A 20,443-nucleotide genomic window follows, 5' to 3' on the forward strand; every position below is an offset into this window, starting at 1 on the left:
CGGGGCACAACGGTTCCCCGGCCCGAGCCCGTTCCAGCGAGGGTCGAGCGGCCGGCGGTCCCCTGGACGGACGAGCCCCCCGAGCGCTCCCCGGACACCGGTGCGATTGTTGCGGTGGGATGAAATCCGCCGGTGGGGGCGTTGGGGGAGGCGGCAGGACAGGACCGACGGGGAGGCACTCACGTGACGGCGGCGCAGGCTGGGGAGAAACAGGGGTGGGGCAGGCGGCTGGCCGCCTACACCTGGCGGTACAAGGCCAACGTGCTCCTCGCGCTCGGGTCCTCACTGGCGGGCATGGCCGTCATGGCGCTCGTCCCCCTCGTGACCCGGGTCATCATCGACGACGTCATCGGCGACGAGAGCAAGCCCATGGGTCCCTGGGCCGGCATGCTCTTGGGCGCCGCCCTGCTGGTCTACGTACTGACCTACATACGCAGGTACTACGGCGGGCGCCTCGCCCTCGACGTGCAGCACGACCTGCGCACCGACATGTACGACACCATCGCCCGCCTCGACGGGCGCCGGCAGGACGAGCTGTCCACCGGTCAGGTCGTCGGCCGGGCGACGAGCGACCTCCAGCTGATCCAGGGGCTGCTCTTCATGCTGCCCATGACCATCGGGAACTTCCTCCTCTTCGGGATATCCCTCGGCGTCATGCTGTGGCTCTCCCCGCTGCTGACCCTCGTCGCGCTGCTGATGGCCCCCGCCCTCTGGTTCATCGCCAAGCGCAGCCGCAAGAAGCTCTTCCCCGCCACCTGGTACGCCCAGCAGCAGGCCGCGGCCGTCGCCTCCGTCGTCGACGGAGCGGTGACCGGCGTACGCGTCGTCAAGGGCTTCGGGCAGGAGGAGCAGGAGACCGGCAAGCTCCGCGCGGCCGGCCGCCGGCTCTTCGGCGGGCGGATGCGCGCCATCCGCCTGAACTCCCGCTACACCCCGGCCCTCCAGGCCGTCCCCGCCCTCGCGCAGGTCGCCATGCTCGCCCTCGGCGGCTGGATGGCCACCCGGGGACAGGTCACCCTCGGCACCTTCGTCGCCTTCTCCACCTACCTCGCCCAGCTCGTCGGCCCCGTCCGCATGCTCGCCATGGTGCTCACCGTCGGCCAGCAGGCCCGCGCCGGCGCGGAGCGGGTCTTCGAGCTCATCGACACCGAGCCCGAGATCCGCGAGGGGACGAGGGAACTCCCCGCCGACGCGCCCGCCACCGTCGAGTTCGAGGACGTCCGCTTCGGCTACGAGCCCGGCCGCCCCGTCCTCGACGGGTTCTCCCTCGCCCTGGCCGAGGGCGAGACCGTCGCCCTCGTCGGCGCCTCCGGCAGCGGCAAGTCCACCGTCTCCCTGCTCCTGCCGCGCTTCTACGACGCGGACCACGGCACCGTCCGCGTCGGCGGCCACGACGTGCGCGAGCTGACCTACGACTCGCTGCGGGGCGCCATCGGCCTGGTGCCCGAGGACTCGTTCCTCTTCTCCGACACCATCCGCGCCAACATCGCCTACGGACGTCCGGGCGCCGGCGAGGAGGAGATCCGCGCCGCCGCCCGCGCCGCCCAGGCGGAAGGGTTCATCGAGGCCCTCCCCGCCGGCTACGACACCAAGGTCGGCGAGCAGGGCCTGACCCTCTCCGGCGGCCAGCGCCAGCGCGTCGCGCTCGCCCGCGCCATCCTCACCGACCCCCGCCTGCTGCTCCTGGACGACGCCACCTCGGCCGTCGACGCCCGCGTGGAGCACGAGATCCACGAGGCGCTGCGGGCCGTCATGGCCGGCCGCACCACCCTGCTGATCGCCCACCGCCGCTCCACCCTCGCGCTCGCCGACCGGATCGCCGTACTGGAGCACGGGCGGCTCGCCGACATCGGCACGCACGAGGAGCTGGAGCGCCGCTCCCCGCTGTACCGGCGGCTGCTCACCGACCCCGAGGTCCTCGGGGCGCACTCGCCTCGCACCCCCGACGCGCCGTCCATGGCGGAGTTCGAGCGGGACCTGGAGAAGGACATCGAGCTCGAAGCGGAGATCGACTCCGAGCAGGTGAGCGCCAAGCGGCGCGTCGCCGACGGGGTCACCCCCGAGCTGTGGCGCCGCGGGGAGCAGTCCGAAGCCGACCCGGTGCCGGGCGCCACCCCCGAACTGCTGGCGCAGGTGGCCGCGCTGCCGCCCGCCGACGACGAGCCCGCGGTGGACGAGGCCCGGTCCGCGGCCGCCGAGGAGAGCTACGGCCTGCGCAGGCTGCTGGGCGGCTTCTGGGCCCCGCTCGCCGTCAGCCTGGGCCTGGTCGCCCTCGACGCGGGCTCCGGGCTGCTGCTGCCCGTCCTGATCCGGCACGGCATCGACCAGGGCGTGGAGCAGGCCGCCCTCGGCGCGGTGTGGGCGGCGTCCCTGCTCGCCCTCGCCGTGGTCGTCGGGCAGTGGGCCGCGCAGTTCGCGGAGACCCGGATGACCGGGCGCACCGGGGAGCGCGTGCTCTACTCCCTGCGCGTCAAGATCTTCGCTCAGCTCCAGCGGCTCGGCCTGGACTACTACGAGCGCGAGCTCACCGGCAAGATCATGACCCGGATGACCACCGACGTGGACTCCCTGTCGAGCTTCCTGCAGACCGGGCTCGTCACCGCCGTCGTCTCCGTGCTGACCTTCTTCGGCATCCTGATCGCCCTGCTCGTCCTCGACGTCGAGCTCGCGCTGATCGTCTTCGCGACCCTGCCCGTGCTGGTCCTCGGCACGATCGTGTTCCGCCGCAAGTCGGTGGCCGCGTACGAGCTGGCGCGCGACCGGGTCAGCCTGGTCAACGCGGACCTCCAGGAGTCCGTGGCCGGGATCCGGCTGGTGCAGGCCTTCCGCCGGCAGGACGCGGGCCGGGCCCGGTTCGCCGAGCGCAGCGATTCGTACCGCGAGGCGCGGGTGCGCGGCCAGTGGCTGATATCGGTCTACTTCCCCTTCGTGCAGCTGCTCTCCTCGGGCGCGGCGGCGGCCGTGCTGATCGTCGGCGCGGGCCGGGTCGAGGCGGCCACCCTCACCACCGGCGCGCTGGTGGCGTACCTGCTCTACATCGACCTGTTCTTCGCCCCGGTCCAGCAGCTCTCCCAGGTCTTCGACGGCTACCAGCAGGCCACGGTCTCCCTCGGCCGGATCCAGGACCTGCTGCGCGAGCCGACCACCACCCCCCGTCCGGCAGACCCCCGCGAGGTCACCGCGCTGCGCGGTGAGATCGCCTTCGAGGGAGTGCGCTTCCGGTACGGCACCGCCGAGGAGCGCGGGACGAAGGGCGAGGCGCTGGCCGGGATCAGCCTGCGGATACCCGCCGGGCAGACCGTCGCCTTCGTCGGCGAGACCGGGGCGGGCAAGTCCACGCTGGTCAAGATGGTGGCCCGGTTCTACGACCCGACCTCCGGCCGGGTCACCGCAGACGGCACCGACCTGCGGGAGCTGGACTTGACGGCGTACCGCCACCGGCTCGGCGTCGTCCCCCAGGAGCCGTACCTCTTCCCGGGGACGGTCCGCGACGCCATCGCCTACGGCCGGCCCGGGGCGAGCGACGCCGAGGTGGAGGCCGCCGCCCGCGCGGTCGGCGCCCACGACATGATCGCCACCCTCGACGGCGGCTACCTGCACGCCGTCGCCGAGCGCGGCCGCAACCTCTCGGCCGGACAGCGCCAGCTGATCGCGCTGGCCCGCGCCGAGCTGGTCGACCCGGACGTGCTGCTGCTCGACGAGGCCACCGCGGCCCTGGACCTGGCCACCGAGGCGCAGGTCAACCAGGCCACCGAGCGCCTCGCCGGCAAGCGCACCACCCTCGTGGTGGCCCACCGGCTGACCACGGCGGCCCGGGCCGACCGGGTGGTGGTCATGGACCGGGGCCGGGTCGTCGAGGACGGCAGCCACGCGGAACTGCTGGCCCGCGGCGGGCGGTACGCGGTGCTGTGGCGGACCTTCTCCGGCGAGGACGAGGCGGCCGCGGCCGCGTAGCCGCGCGGCCGCGGCCACAGGGGCGCCCCCGGGATCAGAGCTCGCCGAAGAGCAGGTTCCCGGGGGCGTCCTCGTCGTCACCGGTGTAGTACTCGCGCACGGCGTCGAGGAGTTCGTCCACCGACAGGTAGCCGTCGTGGTTCTTGTCGATCTTCGCGAAGAGGGTGTCCGCGTCGGCGGGCTCCAGCCGGGTGTCGAAGGCCAGCTGTGCCTTGTGGAACTCCTCGGGGCTGATGTGCCCGTCGCCGTTGGTGTCGACGACCGTGAGGATCGCCTTCATCATCGGCCGGAAGGACTTCTCGTAGGCCGGGCCGCCGTCCTTGTACAGGCGGGTCATGCCGTCCCGGTACTGCACGGGGGTCAGCTTCTGGTCCTGGCCGACGCCGAGCTCGTTGAAGAGGTCCACCCAGAAGTCGGTGAGTCCGCGGAACACCTCGGTCGCCTTGGGGGAGTCGGCGGGCTCCGACAGCGCCGTCAGCAGCCGCGACCCGAGCGCGATCATGTCCTTCTCGTCGATCACGCCGTTGTCGTCGGCGTCCAGGTGTGCGAACGCGCGCTCCAGCTTGCGGTCGAGCAGATCGGTCGTCATGTCGGCTGCCTTTCACGGCTACGTTGTGCATTCGGTCGATCGCCCAGGGTAGTGCAACCTTCCGGGGCGACTGAGCGTCGTACGTGAGTACGTGTTACGTACGACCGATCGGGGGGGCAGGATGGGGCAGGGCCGCAGGCGGCGGGGGCGGGTCGTGTCGCTGGGGGTGTTCGGGGGCGCGCTGTGGCTCGCGATGGGGGGCGTCTTCGCGGCGCCGGCCGCGTCGGCGGCGACCGGCGGCTGCGGGGGGCAGCTGGTCAGGACGATGCCGCTGCCCGGCGCCGAGGTGCGGGTGTTCAAGAGCCGGACCCAGGTCTGCGCGATGACCGTCGCCCTGCATCCCGGGGAGCACCGTCACATGGCGGTGAGCGTTCAGCCGCGCGGAGGCGTCCCGGTGGGCGATGTGGGGCAATTCACCCGGTACGCGGGCCCCGTCACCGTGGGCGCGATCAACCGGTGTGTGTACGTAAGGGGTGAAGTGGCGGCCGGATCCGTCGAATCTGGCTGGATCCTGTGCTGAGGCCGCGTCCCAACTGGGACTGTTCACAGGAGTGTTGACCCCGCTAGGTTCACGGGCGACCACAGTGAACTCAAGGGGAGGGTGAATGCGCAAGACGCTTGGCCGGGTGCTGCCCGTCGCGGTGCTGATCGGCACCATGGGCACGGCCGGTTTCACGGCTCAGACGGCCACCGCCGCAGAGCCGGCCGCCGCCGCGCAGGCCACCGCCGGACAGGGCTCCGCAGCGGACATCAAGGACCAGATCCTCGCGATCCCGGGCATGAGCCTGATCGAGGAGAAGCCGTACCCCGGCTACAGATTCTTCGTACTGAACTACGAGCAGCCGGTCGACCACCGGCAGCCGTGGAAGGGCACCTTCAAGCAGCGCATCACCCTGCTGCACAAGGACGTCTCCCGGCCCACGGTGTTCCACACCTCGGGCTACAACGTCAACACCAACCCGCGCCGCGCGGAGCCGACGACCATAATCGACGGCAACCAGCTGTCCATGGAGTATCGATTCTTCAACCCGTCCCGCCCCGACCCGGCGGACTGGTCGAAGCTGGACATCTGGCAGGCCGCCAGCGACCAGCACCGCCTCTTCACCGCTCTGAAGAAGGTCTACCCCAAGAACTGGCTGTCCACGGGCGCCAGCAAGGGCGGCATGACGGCGACGTACTTCGAGCGCTTCTACCCGCACGACATGGACGGTGTCGTCGCCTACGTGGCGCCCAACGACGTCGTCAACAAGGAGGACTCGGCCTACGACCGGTTCCTGAACAAGGTCGGCACCAAGGAGTGCCGCGACAAGCTGGGCGGCGTCCAGCGCGAGGCCCTGGTCCGCCGTGAGCCGCTGGAGGCCAAGTACCGGGCCGCCGCCGCCGAGAACGGCTGGACCTTCAACACCGTCGGCAGCCTCGACAAGGCCTTCGAGGCCGTGGTCCTCGACTACACCTGGGCCTTCTGGCAGTACAGCCTGCTCTCCGACTGCGCCGCCATCCCGGACGCCAAGACCGCCACCGACCAGCAGATCTGGGACACGGTCGACACGATCTCCGGCTTCTCGGCCTACGCCGACCAGGGTCTTGAGACGTACACGCCGTACTACTACCAGGCAGGCACCCAGCTCGGCTCGCCCGACATCAAGCAGCCGCACCTGAAGGGCCTGAGCCGCTACGGCTACCAGCCGCCGCGCAACTTCGTGCCGCGCGACATCCCCATGACCTTCCAGCCGGCGGCCATGGCGGACGTGGACACCTGGGTCCGCAACAACGCCGACCGGATGCTGTTCGTGTACGGGCAGAACGACCCGTGGGGCGCCGAGCCCTTCCGCCTCGGGTACGGGGTCCGCGACAGCCACGTGATGACCGCTCCGGGCGCCAACCACGGGGCGAACGTCGCCAAGCTCCAGGAAGGCGAGAAGAACCTGGCCACCGCGCGGATCCTCCAGTGGGCCGGAGTGGCCCCCGCCGCCAACGTGTTCAGCACCGAGGGGGCCGCCCCGCAGGCGGTGGCGCCGCTCGCCGCGCCGGACCCGGTGCTCGACCAGACCGACCTGCGCCGCGAGTCGCTGCGCCGGTAAGGGGCCCCGACGGACTGTCGTACCGGGGTACGCGTACCTCAGTACGACAGCCCGTGGCCCAGCGGGTAGCGGCCCGGGACGGGCACCGGGAGCCGGCCCGACGGCCGGCTCGCGCCCGTCAGCACCCGGGCCGCCGCCCGCATCTCCACGTCCGTCCAGGTGTACGTGGCCACCTCGGCCGCGCACTCGGGCAGCCGCGCCGGATCGTACGGATTGCGGACCGCCACCAGCACCACCGGGACGCCCGTCGCGGCCAGCTCCGCCACCAGCGTGCGCTGCGGACTCTCCCCCTCCGGGACGTTGTACGTGCACACCAGCACCGCCGCGTGCCCCGGGGCGGCCGCCACCGCCCGCTCGGACGGGAGCGCCTGTGCCCGGCACCCCAGGGCGGTCAGCTCCCGCGCCAGGACCGCCGTGGAGGGTCCCGTGGTGCCCGTGGGGGAGACCGGGTCGGTGCCCGTCACCAGCAGCCGCGGCCGGGCCGACGCGTCCAGTGGCAGCAGCCCGCGCGGATTGGCCAGCAGGGTCGTCGTACCCGCCGCGACGGCGTCGGCGGCCGCCAGGTGCCCGCCGGTCCCCACCACCGCGTCCACCGCCGCGTCGGAGGTGTACGGGTCCTCGAACAGGCCCCGGCGGGCCTTCAGCTCCAGGATCCGCAGCACCGACTCCTCGATCCGGCCGCGCGCCAGCTCGCCCGACTCCACCGCCGCCAGCACGCTGCGCTGGGCCAGCCCCAGGTCCGGCGCGTTCAGCAGCAGGTCGCAGCCCGCCTTCAGGGCCAGCACCGGCACCCGGTCTTCCCCGTACTTCTGCCGGACCCCGGCCATGTCGAGGGCGTCGGTGACCACCACCCCCTCGAAGCCGAGGTGTTCGCGCAGGAGGCCGGTCACGATGGGCCGCGAGAGGGTGGCCGGGTCCCCCGAGGGGTCGAGCGCGGGGAAGACGATGTGCGCCGTCATGACCACGTCCACGCCCGCGCGCACCGCCGCCCGGAACGGCGGTGCGTCCAGCTCCTCCCACTGGGCGCGGGTGTGCCTCATCACCGGCAGCCCGACGTGGCTGTCGGTCTCGGTGTCCCCGTGGCCCGGGAAGTGCTTCGCCGCGGCCGCCACCCCCGCCCCCTGGTAACCGCGCACCTGGGCCGCGGCCAGGGCCGCGACGGCGGCCGGGTCGGAGCCGAAGGAGCGCACGCCGATCACCGGGTTGGCCGGGTTCACGTTCACGTCGGCCACCGGCGCCCAGTCCTGCCGGATGCCCAGCGCCGCCAGCTCCGTCCCCGCGACCCGGGCCGCCCGGTGCGCCCCCTCGGCGGAGCCCGCCGCGCCCAGGGCCATCGCCCCGGGCAGCAGGGTCGCCGGCCGGCCGATCCGGGCGACGGCCCCGTGCTCCTGGTCCACCGACAGCAGCAGCGGGAGCCCCGCCCCCGAGTCCGCGGCGGCCCGCTGGAGCCCGTTGGACAGGGCGGCGATCTGGTGCGGGGCGCGGGTGTTGTGCGCCCACGCGAAGTAGACGACCCCGCCCAGGTGGTAGCGGGCCACCAGCTCGGCGGCGGTGCGCACCCCGAAGTGCTTCAGGTTCAGCTCGGCGTCCGCCGGATCGGGGTCGGTCGCCGAATGCCCGTAGGCCCGGGACACGAACAGCTGCCCCACCAGCTCGGGCAGCCCGAGCCCGGACACCAGCGCCCGCAGCCGCTCCCGGTCCGGGCGGCGGCCGGGCGGCCCGGCGGGGGCGCGGGAGTCGTCCGGGGTCCGGGGGGCGGCGGTGGAGGCCGTGGAGGCGGCACCGGCGGCTCCGGCGGCCGTGACGGCGGCCATGGCGGCGGCGGCGAGCAGGGCCCGGCGGGAGGCGTGGTTCGGCACCTGTGGGACCCTACTGCCGTACCCCGCGCCATGCCTGACGGACACTCGGGAATGGCCCGTTAGGTACGCTCCCGCGCCGCCCAGTGCTCCCGGAGGGTCCGTACGGTCTCGGTGATCGCGGGCCGGCGGGCCGCTCCCGTCCGCCACAGGGCGTACAGCCTGCGTACCGGTCCCGGCTCCAGCGGTACGGCCACCGCGCCCGGCGGCAGCGCGCCCGTACCCAGCCGGGGCACGACCGCGACCCCGAGGCCGGCCGCGACCAGCGCGACGATGGTGTGGTTCTCCTCGGCGGTGTGCGTGATGTCGGGCTCGAACCCGGCCGTGCGCACGGTCCGCACCAGCCAGTCGTGGCACACCCGGCCGGGCGGCTGGCACACCCACCGCTGGCCCCCGAGGTCCGTCCGGCGCACCACCCGCCGCGTGGTGAAGGGGTGTCCGGCCGGGACCACCAGATCGCAGGGGTCGTCCCCGATGACCGCCTGCTCCACGCCCTCGGGGGCGGGCAGCGGGGCGATGTCCCAGTCGTGGGCCACCGCCAGGTCGGTGACGCCCCGGGCGACCAGGTCCACCGACAGGTGGGGATCGACCTCCGTGAGGCGTACGTCCAGCGCCGGATGACGGCCCGCCAGCTCGGCCAGCACCCCCGGCAGCAGCCCGCGCGCCGCCGAGGCGAAGGCGGCCACCGTCAGCAGCCCGCTCGGGCACCCCCGCCGCTCCTCCAGGGTGGTCTCCGCCCGCTCCACGATCGCCAGCAGCTCCCGGGCGGTGTCGGCCAGGTGCCGGGCCTCCTCGGTGAGCGCGACCCCGCGCCCGCGCCGCTCCAGCAGCGTGGTGCGGGTCTCCCGCTCCAGCTTGGCGATCTGCTGCGAGACCGCGGAGGGGGTGTAGCCGAGGGCGGCCGCCGCGCCCGCGACCGAACCGTGGACGGAGACGGCGTGCAGGGCGCGCAGCCGGGACAGGTCGAGCATCCGCCAATCGTAAGCACTGCTTCATCCATCCCGGTAGGGATCCGCGCTGGTGCTACATGGTCCGGGCGCCGATGCTCGGAGCATGCGTCCCGTACACACCGCACTCGCCGTACTCGTCGCCGCCGTCTGGGGGTTCAACTTCGTCGTCATCGAGATCGGCCTCGGCCACTTCCCGCCGCTGCTGCTGTCCGCGCTGCGCTTCCTCGTCGCCGCGCTGCCCGCCGTGTTCTTCGTGGGGCGCCCCAAGGTCGCCTGGAAGTGGATCCTCGGGGTCGGGGCCGCCCTCGGCATCGCCAAGTTCGGGCTGCTGTTCACGGGGATGGCCGCCGGGATGCCGGCCGGGCTGTCCTCGCTCGTGCTCCAGATCCAGGCCGTCTTCACCGCCGTGCTCGCCGCCGCCGTGCTGCGCGAGCGGCCCGGCCGGGTGCGGGTGCTGGGCATGGCCGTGGCGCTGGCCGGGATCGCGGTGGCCGCCGTGGACCGGGGCCTGTCCGGGCCCGTCACCGGCTTCGTCCTGGTGGTGGCGGCCGCCGCCTGCTGGGGCGTGTCCAACGTGCTCACCCGCAAGGCCGCCCCGCCCGACGCCATGAACTTCCAGGTGTGGGTGTGCGTCGTCCCGGTGGTCCCGCTGTTCGCGCTCTCGCTGCTGCTGGAGGGACCCGAGCGGGACCTGGCCGCGCTGCGCGCCCTGGACTGGTCCGGGCTGGCCGTCATCGGCTACGTCGCCTGGGTGTCCACGGTGTTCGGCTTCGGGGTCTGGGCCTACCTGCTGCGCCGCTACCCGGCCTCGGCCGTGGCGCCGTTCTCGCTGCTGGTGCCGGTGTTCGGGATGTCCTCGGCCGCCCTGGTGCTCGGCGAGGGGGTCTCCGGGCCGGGCTGGCTGGCGGCGGTCCTGCTGGTCGGCGGGGTGGGCCTGACCTCGCTGGCACCCGCGCGCGCGAAGGCCCGTACGGGCACCGTCAGCGCGGGGAGCCCTCGCGCAGCGGCAGCCGCCAGTCCTGCCCCGTGAGGCAGGCCCCGTACGAGCGGTGCGGGCGCTCGGCGACCAGCGTGAAGCCGGCCCGCTCGTAGAGCGAACGGGCCGCGGCCAGTACGTCGTTGGTCCACAGCACCAGCTCGCGGTAGCCCGCCGAACGGGCGAAGGCGACGACGGTGTCGACCAGCAGGGTGCCGACCCCGAGCCCGCGCCCGGCCGGCTCCACGAGCAGCAGCCGCAGCCGGGCCGTGCCGGGCGAGCCGTCCTCGCGCACGCACATCACCGAGCCGACCGGCTCGCCCTCGTGCTCGGCGATCCAGACCCGCTCCAGATGGGGGTCGTGGTCCTCGGCGAAGTCCGCGACGATCCGGGCCACCAGGCCCTCGAACTCCTGGTTCCAGCCGTACTCGGCGGCGTAGAGCGCGCCGTGGCGCTGCACGATCCAGCCCAGCTCGCCGGGCCCGGGATCCCGCAGCCGCACCGCCGCGCCGGAAGTCTCCATGGCTGCCGAGGATAGCGCGGGGCGGTCCGCCGGGCGGGGCTACTTCTTCCCGCCGCCCAGGATCTGTCCCAGCAGGTCGCCGAGGCCGCCCGCGCCGGGGGCCGCGGCGCCGGGGGGGGGGGGGGGGGGGGGGGGGGGGGGGGGGGGCAGGGGGGGGGGGGGGGGGGGGGGGGGGGGGGGGGGGGGGGGGGGGGGGGGGGGTACGCACTCCCCCCCCCCCCCCCCCCCCCCCCCCCCCCCCCCCCCACCCCCCCCCCCCCCCCCTCCCTCCCCCCCCCCCCCCCCCGCCTCCCCCCCCCCGGGGCAGGGGCGCCCGCGCCCTTGCCGGCGGCGGCCCGCTTGGCGAAGACGGCCATCAGCACCGGGATCAGCAGCTCGATGACGCGCAGGACGGTCGCGGCGGGGATGCCGGTCCGCTTCGAGACGGCCTCCGCCACGGGCTTGCTCACCTTGGCGAGCACCCCGGCCATCATCCCGCCGCCGAGCAGGCCGCCGAGGCCGCCGCCGAGGGTGGCCACGCCCTGGAGGGGGGCCTCGGACACCTCCGCGAAGGCCTGGCGGACCTCGTCGTCGTCGGCCTCGGCCTTCTCCTGGAGGCCGCCGGTCATCGCCCCGACGGTCTGGGTGACGGTCTCGCGGGCGCCGTCGGCGTCGGTGCCGAGCAGGGAGGCGATCTCGTTCAGCTTGTCGTCGCCGAGCTCGCCCAGTACGTCGTCCTCGAAGGAAGAGTCGCTCATGCCGGAAACGCTACTTGTGCGGCGATTTCATGGCACCTCGGAGTACTCCCGGGGTGGCTGAATGTAACGGAAAGGTAAAGCCGTGATTCCGCATGCAACCCTCCGGGCGGCACGCGGGTCGTATGTTGCGTCGGGACTTCCGGGTGGGGATCCGGGGGGATCGGGAAGTCCGACGAGGGAGGGGTAACCGTGAGGGGGTCCGGCCGCGAGGCCGGACCCCCTTTCGTTTCCCCGGAAGACCCCGCCGGTCCCGCGGCCGTTGTCCACAGGCCCCGGCGCCCTGTCGGCGGCGGACTGTAGCTTCTTGCCATGGTGAACAACGGGGCGGTGCAACTGGCGGTGGTCGAGGGGGTGCTGGAGCGCATCACCTACGCCAACGAGGAGAGCGGCTACACGGTCGCCCGGGTCGACACCGGCCGGGGCGCCGGAGACCTGCTGACCGTCGTCGGCTCGCTGCTCGGCGCGCAGCCCGGCGAATCCCTGCGCATGGAGGGCCGCTGGGGCTCGCACCCGCAGTACGGCAGGCAGTTCAGCGTCGAGAACTACTCGACGGTCCTGCCCGCCACCATCCAGGGCATCCGCCGCTACCTCGGCTCCGGCCTCATCAAGGGCATCGGCCCGAGGATCGCCGACCGCATCGTCGAGCACTTCGGCCTCGACACCCTCGACGTCATCGAGGGCGAGCCGAAGCGGCTGATCGAGGTCCCCGGCCTCGGCCCCAAGCGGACCAGGCTCATCGGAGCCGCCTGGGAGGAGCAGAAGGCCATCAAGGAGGTCATGGTCTTCCTCCAGGGCGTCGGCGTCTCCACCTCCATCGCGGTCCGCATCTACAAGAAGTACGGGGACGCCTCCATCTCGGTGGTGAGGAACCAGCCGTACCGGCTCGCCGCCGACGTCTGGGGCATCGGCTTCCTCACCGCCGACCGCATCGCCCAGGCCGTCGGCATCCCGCACGACAGCCCCGAGCGGGTCAAGGCCGGCCTCCAGTACGCCCTGTCCCAGTCCACCGACCAGGGGCACTGCTTCCTCCCCGAGGAGCGCCTCATCGCCGACGGGGTGAAGCTGCTCCAGGTGGACACCGGGCTGGTCATCGAGTGCCTGGCCGAGCTCGCCGCCGATCCGGAGGGGGTCGTACGGGAGCCTGTGCCCGACCCCCAGGGCGGCCCGGACCCCCTCACCGCGGTGTACCTGGTCCCCTTCCACCGGGCCGAGCTGTCGCTGGTCGGCCAGGTCCGCCGGCTGCTGAACGCCGAGGAGGACCGGATGCCCGGCTTCCGGGACGTGGACTGGGACAAGGCCCTCGGCTGGCTCGCCGGCCGCACCGGGGCCAGCCTCGCCCCCGAGCAGCGGGACGCGGTCAGGCTGGCCCTCACCCGCCGGGTGGCGGTGCTCACCGGCGGGCCCGGCTGCGGCAAGTCCTTCACCGTGCGCTCCATCGTGGAGCTGGCCCGGGCCAAGAAGGCCAAGGTGGTGCTCGCAGCGCCCACCGGCCGCGCGGCGAAGCGGCTGTCCGAGCTGACCGGGGCCGAGGCCTCCACCGTGCACCGGCTGCTGGAGCTCAAGCCCGGCGGGGACGCGGCGTACGACCGGGACCGGCCGCTGGACGCCGACCTGGTCGTGGTCGACGAGGCCTCGATGCTGGACCTGCTGCTCGCCAACAAGCTGGTCAAGGCGGTGGCGCCGGGGGCGCACCTGCTGCTGGTCGGCGATGTGGACCAGCTCCCCTCGGTCGGCGCCGGCGAGGTGCTGCGGGACCTGCTGGCCGAGGGCGGGCCGGTGCCCGCCGTCCGGCTGACCCGGATCTTCCGCCAGGCCCAGCAGTCGGGCGTGGTCACCAACGCGCACCGCATCAACACCGGGGTGCCGCCCATCACCGACGGCCTGCCGGACTTCTTCCTCTTCCCCGAGGAGGACACGGAGGCGGCCGGGATCCTCGCCGTGGACGTGGCCGCCCGCCGGATCCCGGCCAGGTTCGGGCTCGACCCGCGCCGGGACGTCCAGGTCCTGGCCCCCATGCACCGGGGCCCGGCCGGCGCGGGGAACCTCAACGGCCTGCTCCAGCAGGCGATCACCCCGGCGCGGCCGAACCTGCCCGAGAAGCGGTTCGGCGGCCGGGTCTTCCGGGTGGGCGACAAGGTCACCCAGATCCGCAACAACTACGACAAGGGTGCCAACGGCGTCTTCAACGGCACCGTCGGGGTGGTCACCGCTCTGGACGTGGACGAGCAGCGCTTGACGGTCCGTACAGAGGAGGACGAGGAGGTGGGGTACGAGTTCGCGGAGCTGGACGAGCTGGCGCACGCGTACGCCGTCACCATCCACCGTTCCCAGGGGAGTGAATATCCGGCGGTCGTGATCCCCGTCACCACCGGGGCTTGGATGATGCTCCAGCGGAATCTGCTCTACACCGCCGTGACCAGGGCGAAGAAACTGGTCGTCCTGGTCGGGTCCCGCAAGGCCCTCGGGCAGGCGGTGCGTACCGTTTCCGCAGGCAGGAGGTACACGGCGGTCGCCGCACGGCTCGCCGGCCGGGTTTCGGTGGGAAACATCACCTAGATGATCGATCATTTGGGGTTCCGACAACCGGCGCGGAGGGGGCAGGATGAGCAGGTTGAAGGCACTCAGTGCCGTCAAATAGACCAAAGGCCGACCCCGAGTGCACTCTCCTGCGCCAAATGGGGGAAGGTAGAGGCAGTCAGGGCACCTCGAAGAAGAGGCACTACGTCGGTGAGGGATGACGTGAGCGACAACTCTGTAGTACTCCGGTACGCGGACGGTGAATACACCTACCCGGTGGTCGAAAGCACCGTCGGTGACCAGGGCTTCGACATCTCGAAGCTCCGGGCCCAGACCGGGCTCGTCACGCTGGACAGTGGCTACGGCAACACCGCCGCCTACAAGTCGGCGATCACCTACCTCGACGGTGAGCAGGGCATCCTGCGCTACCGCGGCTACCCGATCGAGCAGCTGGCGGAGCGCTCGACCTTCATCGAGGTCGCCTACCTGCTGATCAACGGTGAGCTGCCGACCGTCGACCAGCTCGCGTCGTTCCGCAACGAGATCACCCAGCACACGCTGCTGCACGAGGACGTGAAGCGGTTCTACGACGGCTTCCCGCGCGACGCCCACCCGATGGCCATGCTGTCGTCCGTGGTCAGCGCGCTGTCGACGTTCTACCAGGACAGCCACAACCCGTTCGACGAGAAGCAGCGCCACCTCTCGACGATCCGTCTGCTGGCCAAGCTCCCGACGATCGCCGCGTACGCGTACAAGAAGTCGGTCGGCCACCCGGTGGTCTACCCGCGCAACGACCTCGGCTACGTCGAGAACTTCCTGCGCATGACCTTCTCCGTGCCGGCCCAGGAGTACGACCTGGACCCGGTCGTGGTCTCCGCGCTCGACAAGCTGCTGATCCTGCACGCGGACCACGAGCAGAACTGCTCGACCTCCACCGTGCGTCTGGTCGGCTCCTCGCAGGCGAACATGTTCGCCTCGATCTCCGCCGGCATCTCGGCCCTGTGGGGTCCGCTGCACGGTGGCGCCAACCAGTCCGTCCTGGAGATGCTGGAAGGCATCAAGAACGACGGCGGCGACGTCGACGCCTTCATCCGCAAGGTGAAGAACAAGGAGGACGGCGTCCGCCTGATGGGCTTCGGGCACCGCGTCTACAAGAGCTTCGACCCTCGGGCGAAGATCATCAAGGCGGCGGCGCACGACGTCCTCTCGGCGCTCGGCAAGAGCGACGAGCTGCTGGACATCGCGCTCAAGCTGGAAGAGCACGCGCTGGCCGACGAGTACTTCGTCGCCCGCAACCTCTACCCGAACGTGGACTTCTACACCGGTCTGATCTACCGGGCCATGGGCTTCCCGACCGAGATGTTCACCGTGCTCTTCGCGCTCGGCCGCCTTCCCGGCTGGATCGCCCAGTGGCACGAGATGATCAAGGAGCCCGGCTCCCGCATCGGCCGTCCGCGCCAGATCTACACCGGCGAGGTCCTGCGCGACTTCGTCCCGGTCGAGGCCCGCTAGGCCCTTCCGGGCCGCTCCGGTCATACGGAAAGCGCCCCGCCGTCGATCCCCCCACGGGTCGACGGTCGGGGCGCTTCCCTTTTCCCCGGCAGCGGATTCCCCCCACGGGACCCGCGCCGGGGCGTCGGTGTGTGCCGGGACCCGTTCGGGTCGGGAGGGCCGCTCAAAGCTTCCCGAGGGCACGCGTCCCGGCCGGCGGATGCCCGGACGTCCCCCAAAGACCTCCGTGAAACGTCCCCCAAGACGTTTTCGGCATCGCCCCATTAGACCCGTGCCGACCCCGGATGGTTACGTTGTCATCACTGTGATCTGCGTCTCCAGTGAAGGATCTGTGGAGGGAACGAGGAGGAGATCCTCTACCGGAACGAGCGCAGCCGCAGGCTGTTGGTCACCACGAAGACCGACGAGAAGGCCATGGCGGCCCCGGCGATCATCGGGTTGAGCAGTCCCGCGGCGGCCAGCGGAAGCGCCGCCACGTTGTAGCCGAAGGCCCAGAACAGGTTGCCCTTGATCGTGGCCAGGGTCCGCCGGGAGAGCCGGATCGCGTCCGCCGCCACCCGCAGGTCTCCGCGTACGAGGGTCAGGTCGCCGGCCTCGATGGCCGCGTCGGTGCCGGTGCCCATCGCGAGGCCCAGGTCCGCCTGGGCGAGCGCGGCCGCGTCGTTGACCCCGTCGCCCACCATGGCGACCGTACGGCCCTCGTCCTGGAGCCGGCGGATCACGTCCACCTTGTCCTGCGGGAGCACCTCCGCGATCACCTCGTCGATGCCCACCTCCCGGGCCACCGTCTCGGCCACGGCCCTGTTGTCGCCGGTCAGCAGCACCGGCGTGAGGCCGAGCGCCCGCAGCCGGGCCACGGCCTCGGCGCTGGTCTCCTTGACGGCGTCGGCCACGGTCAGGACCCCGCGGGCCGTGCCGTCCCAGGCGACCAGCACCGCGGTGGCGCCCGCGGCCTCGGCGGCGGCCTTCGCGTCGGCGATCGGCGCGGGCAGTGCGATCCCCCGGTCCGCGAGCAGCCGCTCGCGCCCCACCAGGACCTCGCGCCCCTCGACCGTGCCCCGTACGCCCAGTCCGGCGAGGTTTTCGAAGGACGAGGGCGCGGGCAGGTCCCCGGCCGCCGCGGCGGCTCCGGTGGCGATCGCCCGCGCGACCGGGTGCTCGGAGGCGTGCTCCAGCGAGCCCGCGAGCCGCAGCAGTTCCTTCTCGTCCACACCCTCGGCCGCGTGCGCCCCGGAGAGGGTCATCCGGCCGGTGGTGACCGTGCCGGTCTTGTCGAGCACGACGGTGTCCACGCGCCGGGTGGACTCCAGCACCTCGGGACCCTTGATCAGGATGCCCAGCTGCGCGCCCCGGCCGGTGCCGACCATCAGGGCGGTCGGCGTGGCCAGGCCCAGGGCGCAGGGACAGGCGATGATCAGGACCGCCACGGCGGCGGTGAACGCGGCGGTGGGGTCGTCGGTGATGAGCAGCCAGGTGACCCAGGTGCCGAGCGCGAGGAGCAGGACCACGGGCACGAACACCGCCGAGATCCGGTCCGCGAGGCGCTGCACCTCGGCCTTGCCGCTCTGGGCCTCCTCGACCATCCGGGCCATCCGGGCGAGCTGGGTGTCGGCCCCGATCCGGGTGGCCTCCACGACGAGCCGGCCGGAGGTGTTCACGGTGGCGCCGGTGACGGCGTCCCCGGCGGTGACGTCGACCGGGACGGACTCGCCGGTCAGCATGGAGGCGTCCACGGCGGAGGAGCCCTCGACGACGGTGCCGTCGGTGGCGATCTTCTCCCCGGGGCGGACCACGAAGCGGTCGCCGACCGCGAGCGCGCCGACGGGGATCCGCACCTCGCGGCCGCCGCGCAGCACGGCCACGTCCCTGGCGCCCAGCTCCATCAGCGCCCGCAGGGCGGCGCCCGCCTTCCGCTTGGAGCGGGCCTCCAGGTAGCGGCCGAGCAGGATGAAGGTCACGACGCCCGCCGCGACCTCCAGGTAGAGGGCGGAGGAGCCGTCCGTCCGCCCGGCGGTGAGGTCGAAGCCGTGCCGCATCCCGGGCATCCCGGCGTGGCCGAGGAACAGGGCCCACACGGACCAGGCGTAGGCGGCCAGCGTGCCGACGGAGACCAGGGTGTCCATGGTCGCGGCGCCGTGCCGGAGGTTGGTCCAGGCGGCCCGGTGGAAGGGCAGGGCGCCCCACACCACCACGGGCGAGGCGAGGGTGAGGCAGAGCCACTGCCAGTCGTCGAACTGGAGGGCGGGGACCATCGAGAGCAGGACCACCGGCAGGGCCAGGGCGGCGGACACCAGCAGCCGCTGCCGGAGCGCGGCGAGCTCGGGGTCGCGTACGGCCGCGGTGTCCTCGGGCTCCGCTTCCGGTTCGGGCCGTGGCGGCGGGGGCTCCTCGGCGGTGTAGCCCGTCCTGACCACGGTCGCGATCAGGTCGGCCACCTGGACCGCGCCGCCGTAGGAGACCCGGGCCTTCTCGGTGGCGTAGTTCACCGTGGCGCTGACGCCGTCCATCCGGTTGAGCTTCTTCTCGATGCGGGCCGCGCAGGAGGCGCAGGTCATCCCGCCGATCGTCAGCTCGACCTCGCAGGCGGCGGCGTCCGTTATGGGCCCGTCGTGCACTGTGCTGCTGCTCATGTTCCCGCTCCAGGGGGAGGGCCGGGCCGTACGGTCCAGTATGAGCTGGCGGGTGCGGCCCGGCGGGTACCGCGTTGGCGAGGGGTGGGGCTCAGGCCGCCACGCCGGCGAGCTCGTACCCGGCCTCGTCCACGGCGGCGCGCACGTCGGCCTCGGAGAGCGGGGCCTGCGACTCGACGGTGACCTCCCCGGTGGCGGCGACGGCCTTGACCGAGGTCACGCCGGGGAGGGCGGTGAGCTCGGCGGTCACGGCGCCCTCGCAGTGCCCGCAGGTCATCCCGGTGACCTTGTACACGGTTACCGTCACGGCGGTCATGTCGTTCTCCTCTGTCGGGGAATGGCTCTCGTGGCATTCTATACCCCTAGGGGGTATTGAGCCTTCATTGGGCGGAGTTCGAGCGGAGCTCCGGCGGACGGGACCATCGAACCGTACGCAAACGGCGCACATGACCCATTCTGTGACGCCGACGCCGACGCCGACGCCGACGCCGACGCCGACGCCGACGCCGACGCCGACGCCGACATCGACATCGACGCCGACATCGACACCGAGGGACTCCGGGGACCTGGGCGGCCGGTGCGGCGCCGGGGAGGAGTCCTGGCGACCGGGGCGGGTCCGGGTGCGGGGTCCCGCCCCGTACCGCCGGATCACTCCTCGCGGCGGCCGCGGTTGCCGGGGCGGCGCGCCGCCCAGGTCCGGATGGTGTCGGCGTACCAGTAGGGCTTGCCGCCCTCCACGTGGTCGGGGGCGGGCAGCAGCCCGTGCTTGCGGTAGGAACGCACGGTGTCCGGCTGGACCCGGATATGGGCGGCGATCTCCTTGTAGGACCACAGCTGCCGGTCGCTCATCGACGCCACCTCCTGGTCCACGGCGCGGGGCCGGCCGGGAGGCCGTCGGGGGAGCCGGCGCGTGGACACTGACGATCACTCGGGTTGTGCCCGGAGAACGACGCTCGGTGAGCGCGGGGGAGGGTCTGTGGACTCCCTGTGACGGAAAACCCGCGTAGTGCGGACATGTGTGACACGGCAGCGACTCCCGTGACGAATGCGGCACAGGAGCCGCCCGTGGCGGTGGCCGGGGGGCGGCCTCAGCGTGCGTACAGCTCCGGCCGCTCCGCCAGCCGCACCTCCGTCCGTACGCCGCTGCGCGCGGCCGCCAGCCCGGCCTCCGACACGGCGGCGGCCGCGTACCCGTCCCAGGCGTCGGGTCCGTCCACCCGCCCCCGCGCGGCCGCCGCCACCCAGCGCCGCACCTGGCGGTCGTAGGCGTCGGCGAAGCGCGTGGTGAAGTCCTGGGTGATCTCCCCGCCCCAGCGGCCGCCCGACTGGACGACCATCGCGTGCCCGTCACCGATCCGGGCGCTGCCGGACTCGCCGACGGCCTCGCACTGCACCTGGTAGCCGAACCCGCAGTTGACGAAGATCTCCACGTCGACCACCGCCCCGCCCGAGGTCTCCAGCAGCACCAGCCGGGGATCGCGCAGCCCCTCCGGCGCCGCCGAGGACGGCGTGGGGGAGAGCACCGTCACCGCGGTCACCTCCTGGCCCAGCAGCCAGCGCGCCGCGTCCACCTCGTGCACCACCGAGTCGCTGATCAGCATGTCGCTGGTGAAGAAGGACGGCGAGGCGGCGTTGCGGTGGCGGCAGTGCAGGAACAGCGGCCGGCCGATGCCGCCCGCGTCCAGCAGCTCCTTGAGCCGCTCGTACTCGGCGTCGAAGCGCCGCATGAAGCCCACCTGCACCAGCCGCCGGCCGAGCCTGCGCTCCGCCTCCAGCACCCGCAGCGCCCCCTCCGGATCCGGGGTCAGCGGCTTCTCGCAGAGCACCGGCAACTCCCGCTCCAAGGCGTGCAGGATCGCTTCCTCATGGGCCGGTCCCGGCGAGGCGATCAGTACGGCGTCCACCCCGGGCGCCGCCATCGCCGCCGCCGGGTCGGTGTACGCGCCCGCCCCGTCCAGTCCCGCCGCGACCTCCTTGACCCGGTCCCCGTCCGGGTCGGCCACGGCCACCACCCGCGCCCCGCCGACCGCGTCGCCGATCCGGCGGACGTGGTCGGCGCCCATCTTCCCGGTGCCGATGACGGCGATGCCGAGCGTGCTCATGTCTCTCCTCGGAGGT

13 protein-coding genes and 2 pseudogenes are annotated in these 20,443 nt (G+C 72.9%); 6 read left to right on the plus strand and 9 right to left on the minus strand.

Translation table 11 applies throughout. The annotated features are described in order from the left end of the window. Nucleotides 1-183 precede the first annotated feature (183 nt). A complete protein-coding gene (locus ACZ7IF_RS30320) occupies nucleotides 184-3,954 on the plus strand; it encodes an ABC transporter ATP-binding protein (protein ID WP_470977848.1) in 3,771 nt (1,256 codons plus the stop codon). Nucleotides 3,955-3,988: 34 nt separating this feature from the next. On the opposite strand, the gene ACZ7IF_RS30325 is transcribed toward ACZ7IF_RS30320, so the two are convergent. Further along, complete coding sequence (locus ACZ7IF_RS30325) at nucleotides 3,989-4,543, minus strand: EF-hand domain-containing protein (RefSeq protein WP_362461690.1); 555 nt, start codon at nucleotides 4,541-4,543, stop codon at nucleotides 3,989-3,991. A gap of 154 nt (nucleotides 4,544-4,697) precedes the next feature. Here ACZ7IF_RS30325 and ACZ7IF_RS30330 point away from each other — a divergent pair, with 154 nt between their 5' ends. Further along, nucleotides 4,698-5,063: a hypothetical protein gene (locus ACZ7IF_RS30330; protein ID WP_470977850.1), complete on the plus strand. Its 366-nt coding sequence runs from the start codon at nucleotides 4,698-4,700 to the stop codon at nucleotides 5,061-5,063. Nucleotides 5,064-5,148: 85 nt separating this feature from the next. Beyond that, nucleotides 5,149-6,624 (plus strand): aminopeptidase, encoded by a 1,476-nt coding sequence (locus ACZ7IF_RS30335; protein WP_470977852.1) that lies wholly within the window; start codon nucleotides 5,149-5,151, stop codon nucleotides 6,622-6,624. Between the two features lie 38 nt (nucleotides 6,625-6,662). On the opposite strand, the gene ACZ7IF_RS30340 is transcribed toward ACZ7IF_RS30335, so the two are convergent. Further along, on the minus strand, nucleotides 6,663-8,483 hold the full coding sequence (locus tag ACZ7IF_RS30340; protein ID WP_470977855.1) for a glycoside hydrolase family 3 protein: 1,821 nt from the start codon (nucleotides 8,481-8,483) through the stop codon (nucleotides 6,663-6,665). A gap of 59 nt (nucleotides 8,484-8,542) precedes the next feature. Continuing rightward, complete coding sequence (locus ACZ7IF_RS30345) at nucleotides 8,543-9,451, minus strand: LysR family transcriptional regulator (protein WP_470977857.1); 909 nt, start codon at nucleotides 9,449-9,451, stop codon at nucleotides 8,543-8,545. Nucleotides 9,452-9,533: 82 nt separating this feature from the next. Here ACZ7IF_RS30345 and ACZ7IF_RS30350 point away from each other — a divergent pair, with 82 nt between their 5' ends. Continuing rightward, nucleotides 9,534-10,460, plus strand: a complete 927-nt coding sequence (locus tag ACZ7IF_RS30350; protein WP_470977859.1) for an EamA family transporter — start codon at nucleotides 9,534-9,536, stop codon at nucleotides 10,458-10,460. Here ACZ7IF_RS30350 and ACZ7IF_RS30355 read toward each other — a convergent pair. Both ACZ7IF_RS30355 and ACZ7IF_RS30360 read right to left on the minus strand, forming a co-directional pair. Next, nucleotides 10,411-10,908: pseudogene (locus ACZ7IF_RS30355) on the minus strand (GNAT family N-acetyltransferase); the annotation flags it as partial. The gene ACZ7IF_RS30350 and the pseudogene ACZ7IF_RS30355 overlap by 50 nt on opposite strands. Nucleotides 10,909-11,324: 416 nt before the next feature. Next, a pseudogene (locus tag ACZ7IF_RS30360) lies at nucleotides 11,325-11,666 on the minus strand (DUF937 domain-containing protein); the annotation flags it as partial. A gap of 309 nt (nucleotides 11,667-11,975) precedes the next feature. On the opposite strand from ACZ7IF_RS30360, the gene recD2 reads away from it, so the two are divergent. Further along, on the plus strand, nucleotides 11,976-14,222 hold the full coding sequence (recD2, locus tag ACZ7IF_RS30365) for an SF1B family DNA helicase RecD2 (RefSeq protein WP_470977862.1): 2,247 nt from the start codon (nucleotides 11,976-11,978) through the stop codon (nucleotides 14,220-14,222). 183 nt (nucleotides 14,223-14,405) lie between these two features. Continuing rightward, nucleotides 14,406-15,695, plus strand: coding sequence for a citrate synthase (locus ACZ7IF_RS30370; protein ID WP_136216460.1), 1,290 nt, complete (start codon nucleotides 14,406-14,408; stop codon nucleotides 15,693-15,695). Nucleotides 15,696-16,051: 356 nt separating this feature from the next. On the opposite strand, the gene ACZ7IF_RS30375 is transcribed toward ACZ7IF_RS30370, so the two are convergent. From ACZ7IF_RS30375 to ACZ7IF_RS30390, 4 genes are all read right to left on the minus strand, one after another. After that, a complete protein-coding gene (locus tag ACZ7IF_RS30375; RefSeq protein WP_470977865.1) occupies nucleotides 16,052-18,325 on the minus strand; it encodes a heavy metal translocating P-type ATPase in 2,274 nt (757 codons plus the stop codon). A 91-nt stretch (nucleotides 18,326-18,416) separates the two neighbouring features. Continuing rightward, nucleotides 18,417-18,641 carry a heavy-metal-associated domain-containing protein gene (locus tag ACZ7IF_RS30380; RefSeq protein WP_470977867.1) on the minus strand — a complete coding sequence of 75 codons (225 nt, stop codon included), beginning with the start codon at nucleotides 18,639-18,641 and terminating at the stop codon, nucleotides 18,417-18,419. Nucleotides 18,642-18,973: 332 nt separating this feature from the next. Beyond that, nucleotides 18,974-19,174 (minus strand): helix-turn-helix transcriptional regulator, encoded by a 201-nt coding sequence (locus tag ACZ7IF_RS30385; RefSeq protein WP_470977870.1) that lies wholly within the window; start codon nucleotides 19,172-19,174, stop codon nucleotides 18,974-18,976. A 239-nt stretch (nucleotides 19,175-19,413) separates the two neighbouring features. Beyond that, on the minus strand, nucleotides 19,414-20,427 hold the full coding sequence (locus ACZ7IF_RS30390; RefSeq protein ID WP_470977873.1) for a Gfo/Idh/MocA family protein: 1,014 nt from the start codon (nucleotides 20,425-20,427) through the stop codon (nucleotides 19,414-19,416). Nucleotides 20,428-20,443: the final 16 nt, after the last annotated feature.

This window comes from Streptomyces sp. NPDC037421 (assembly GCF_055602105.1).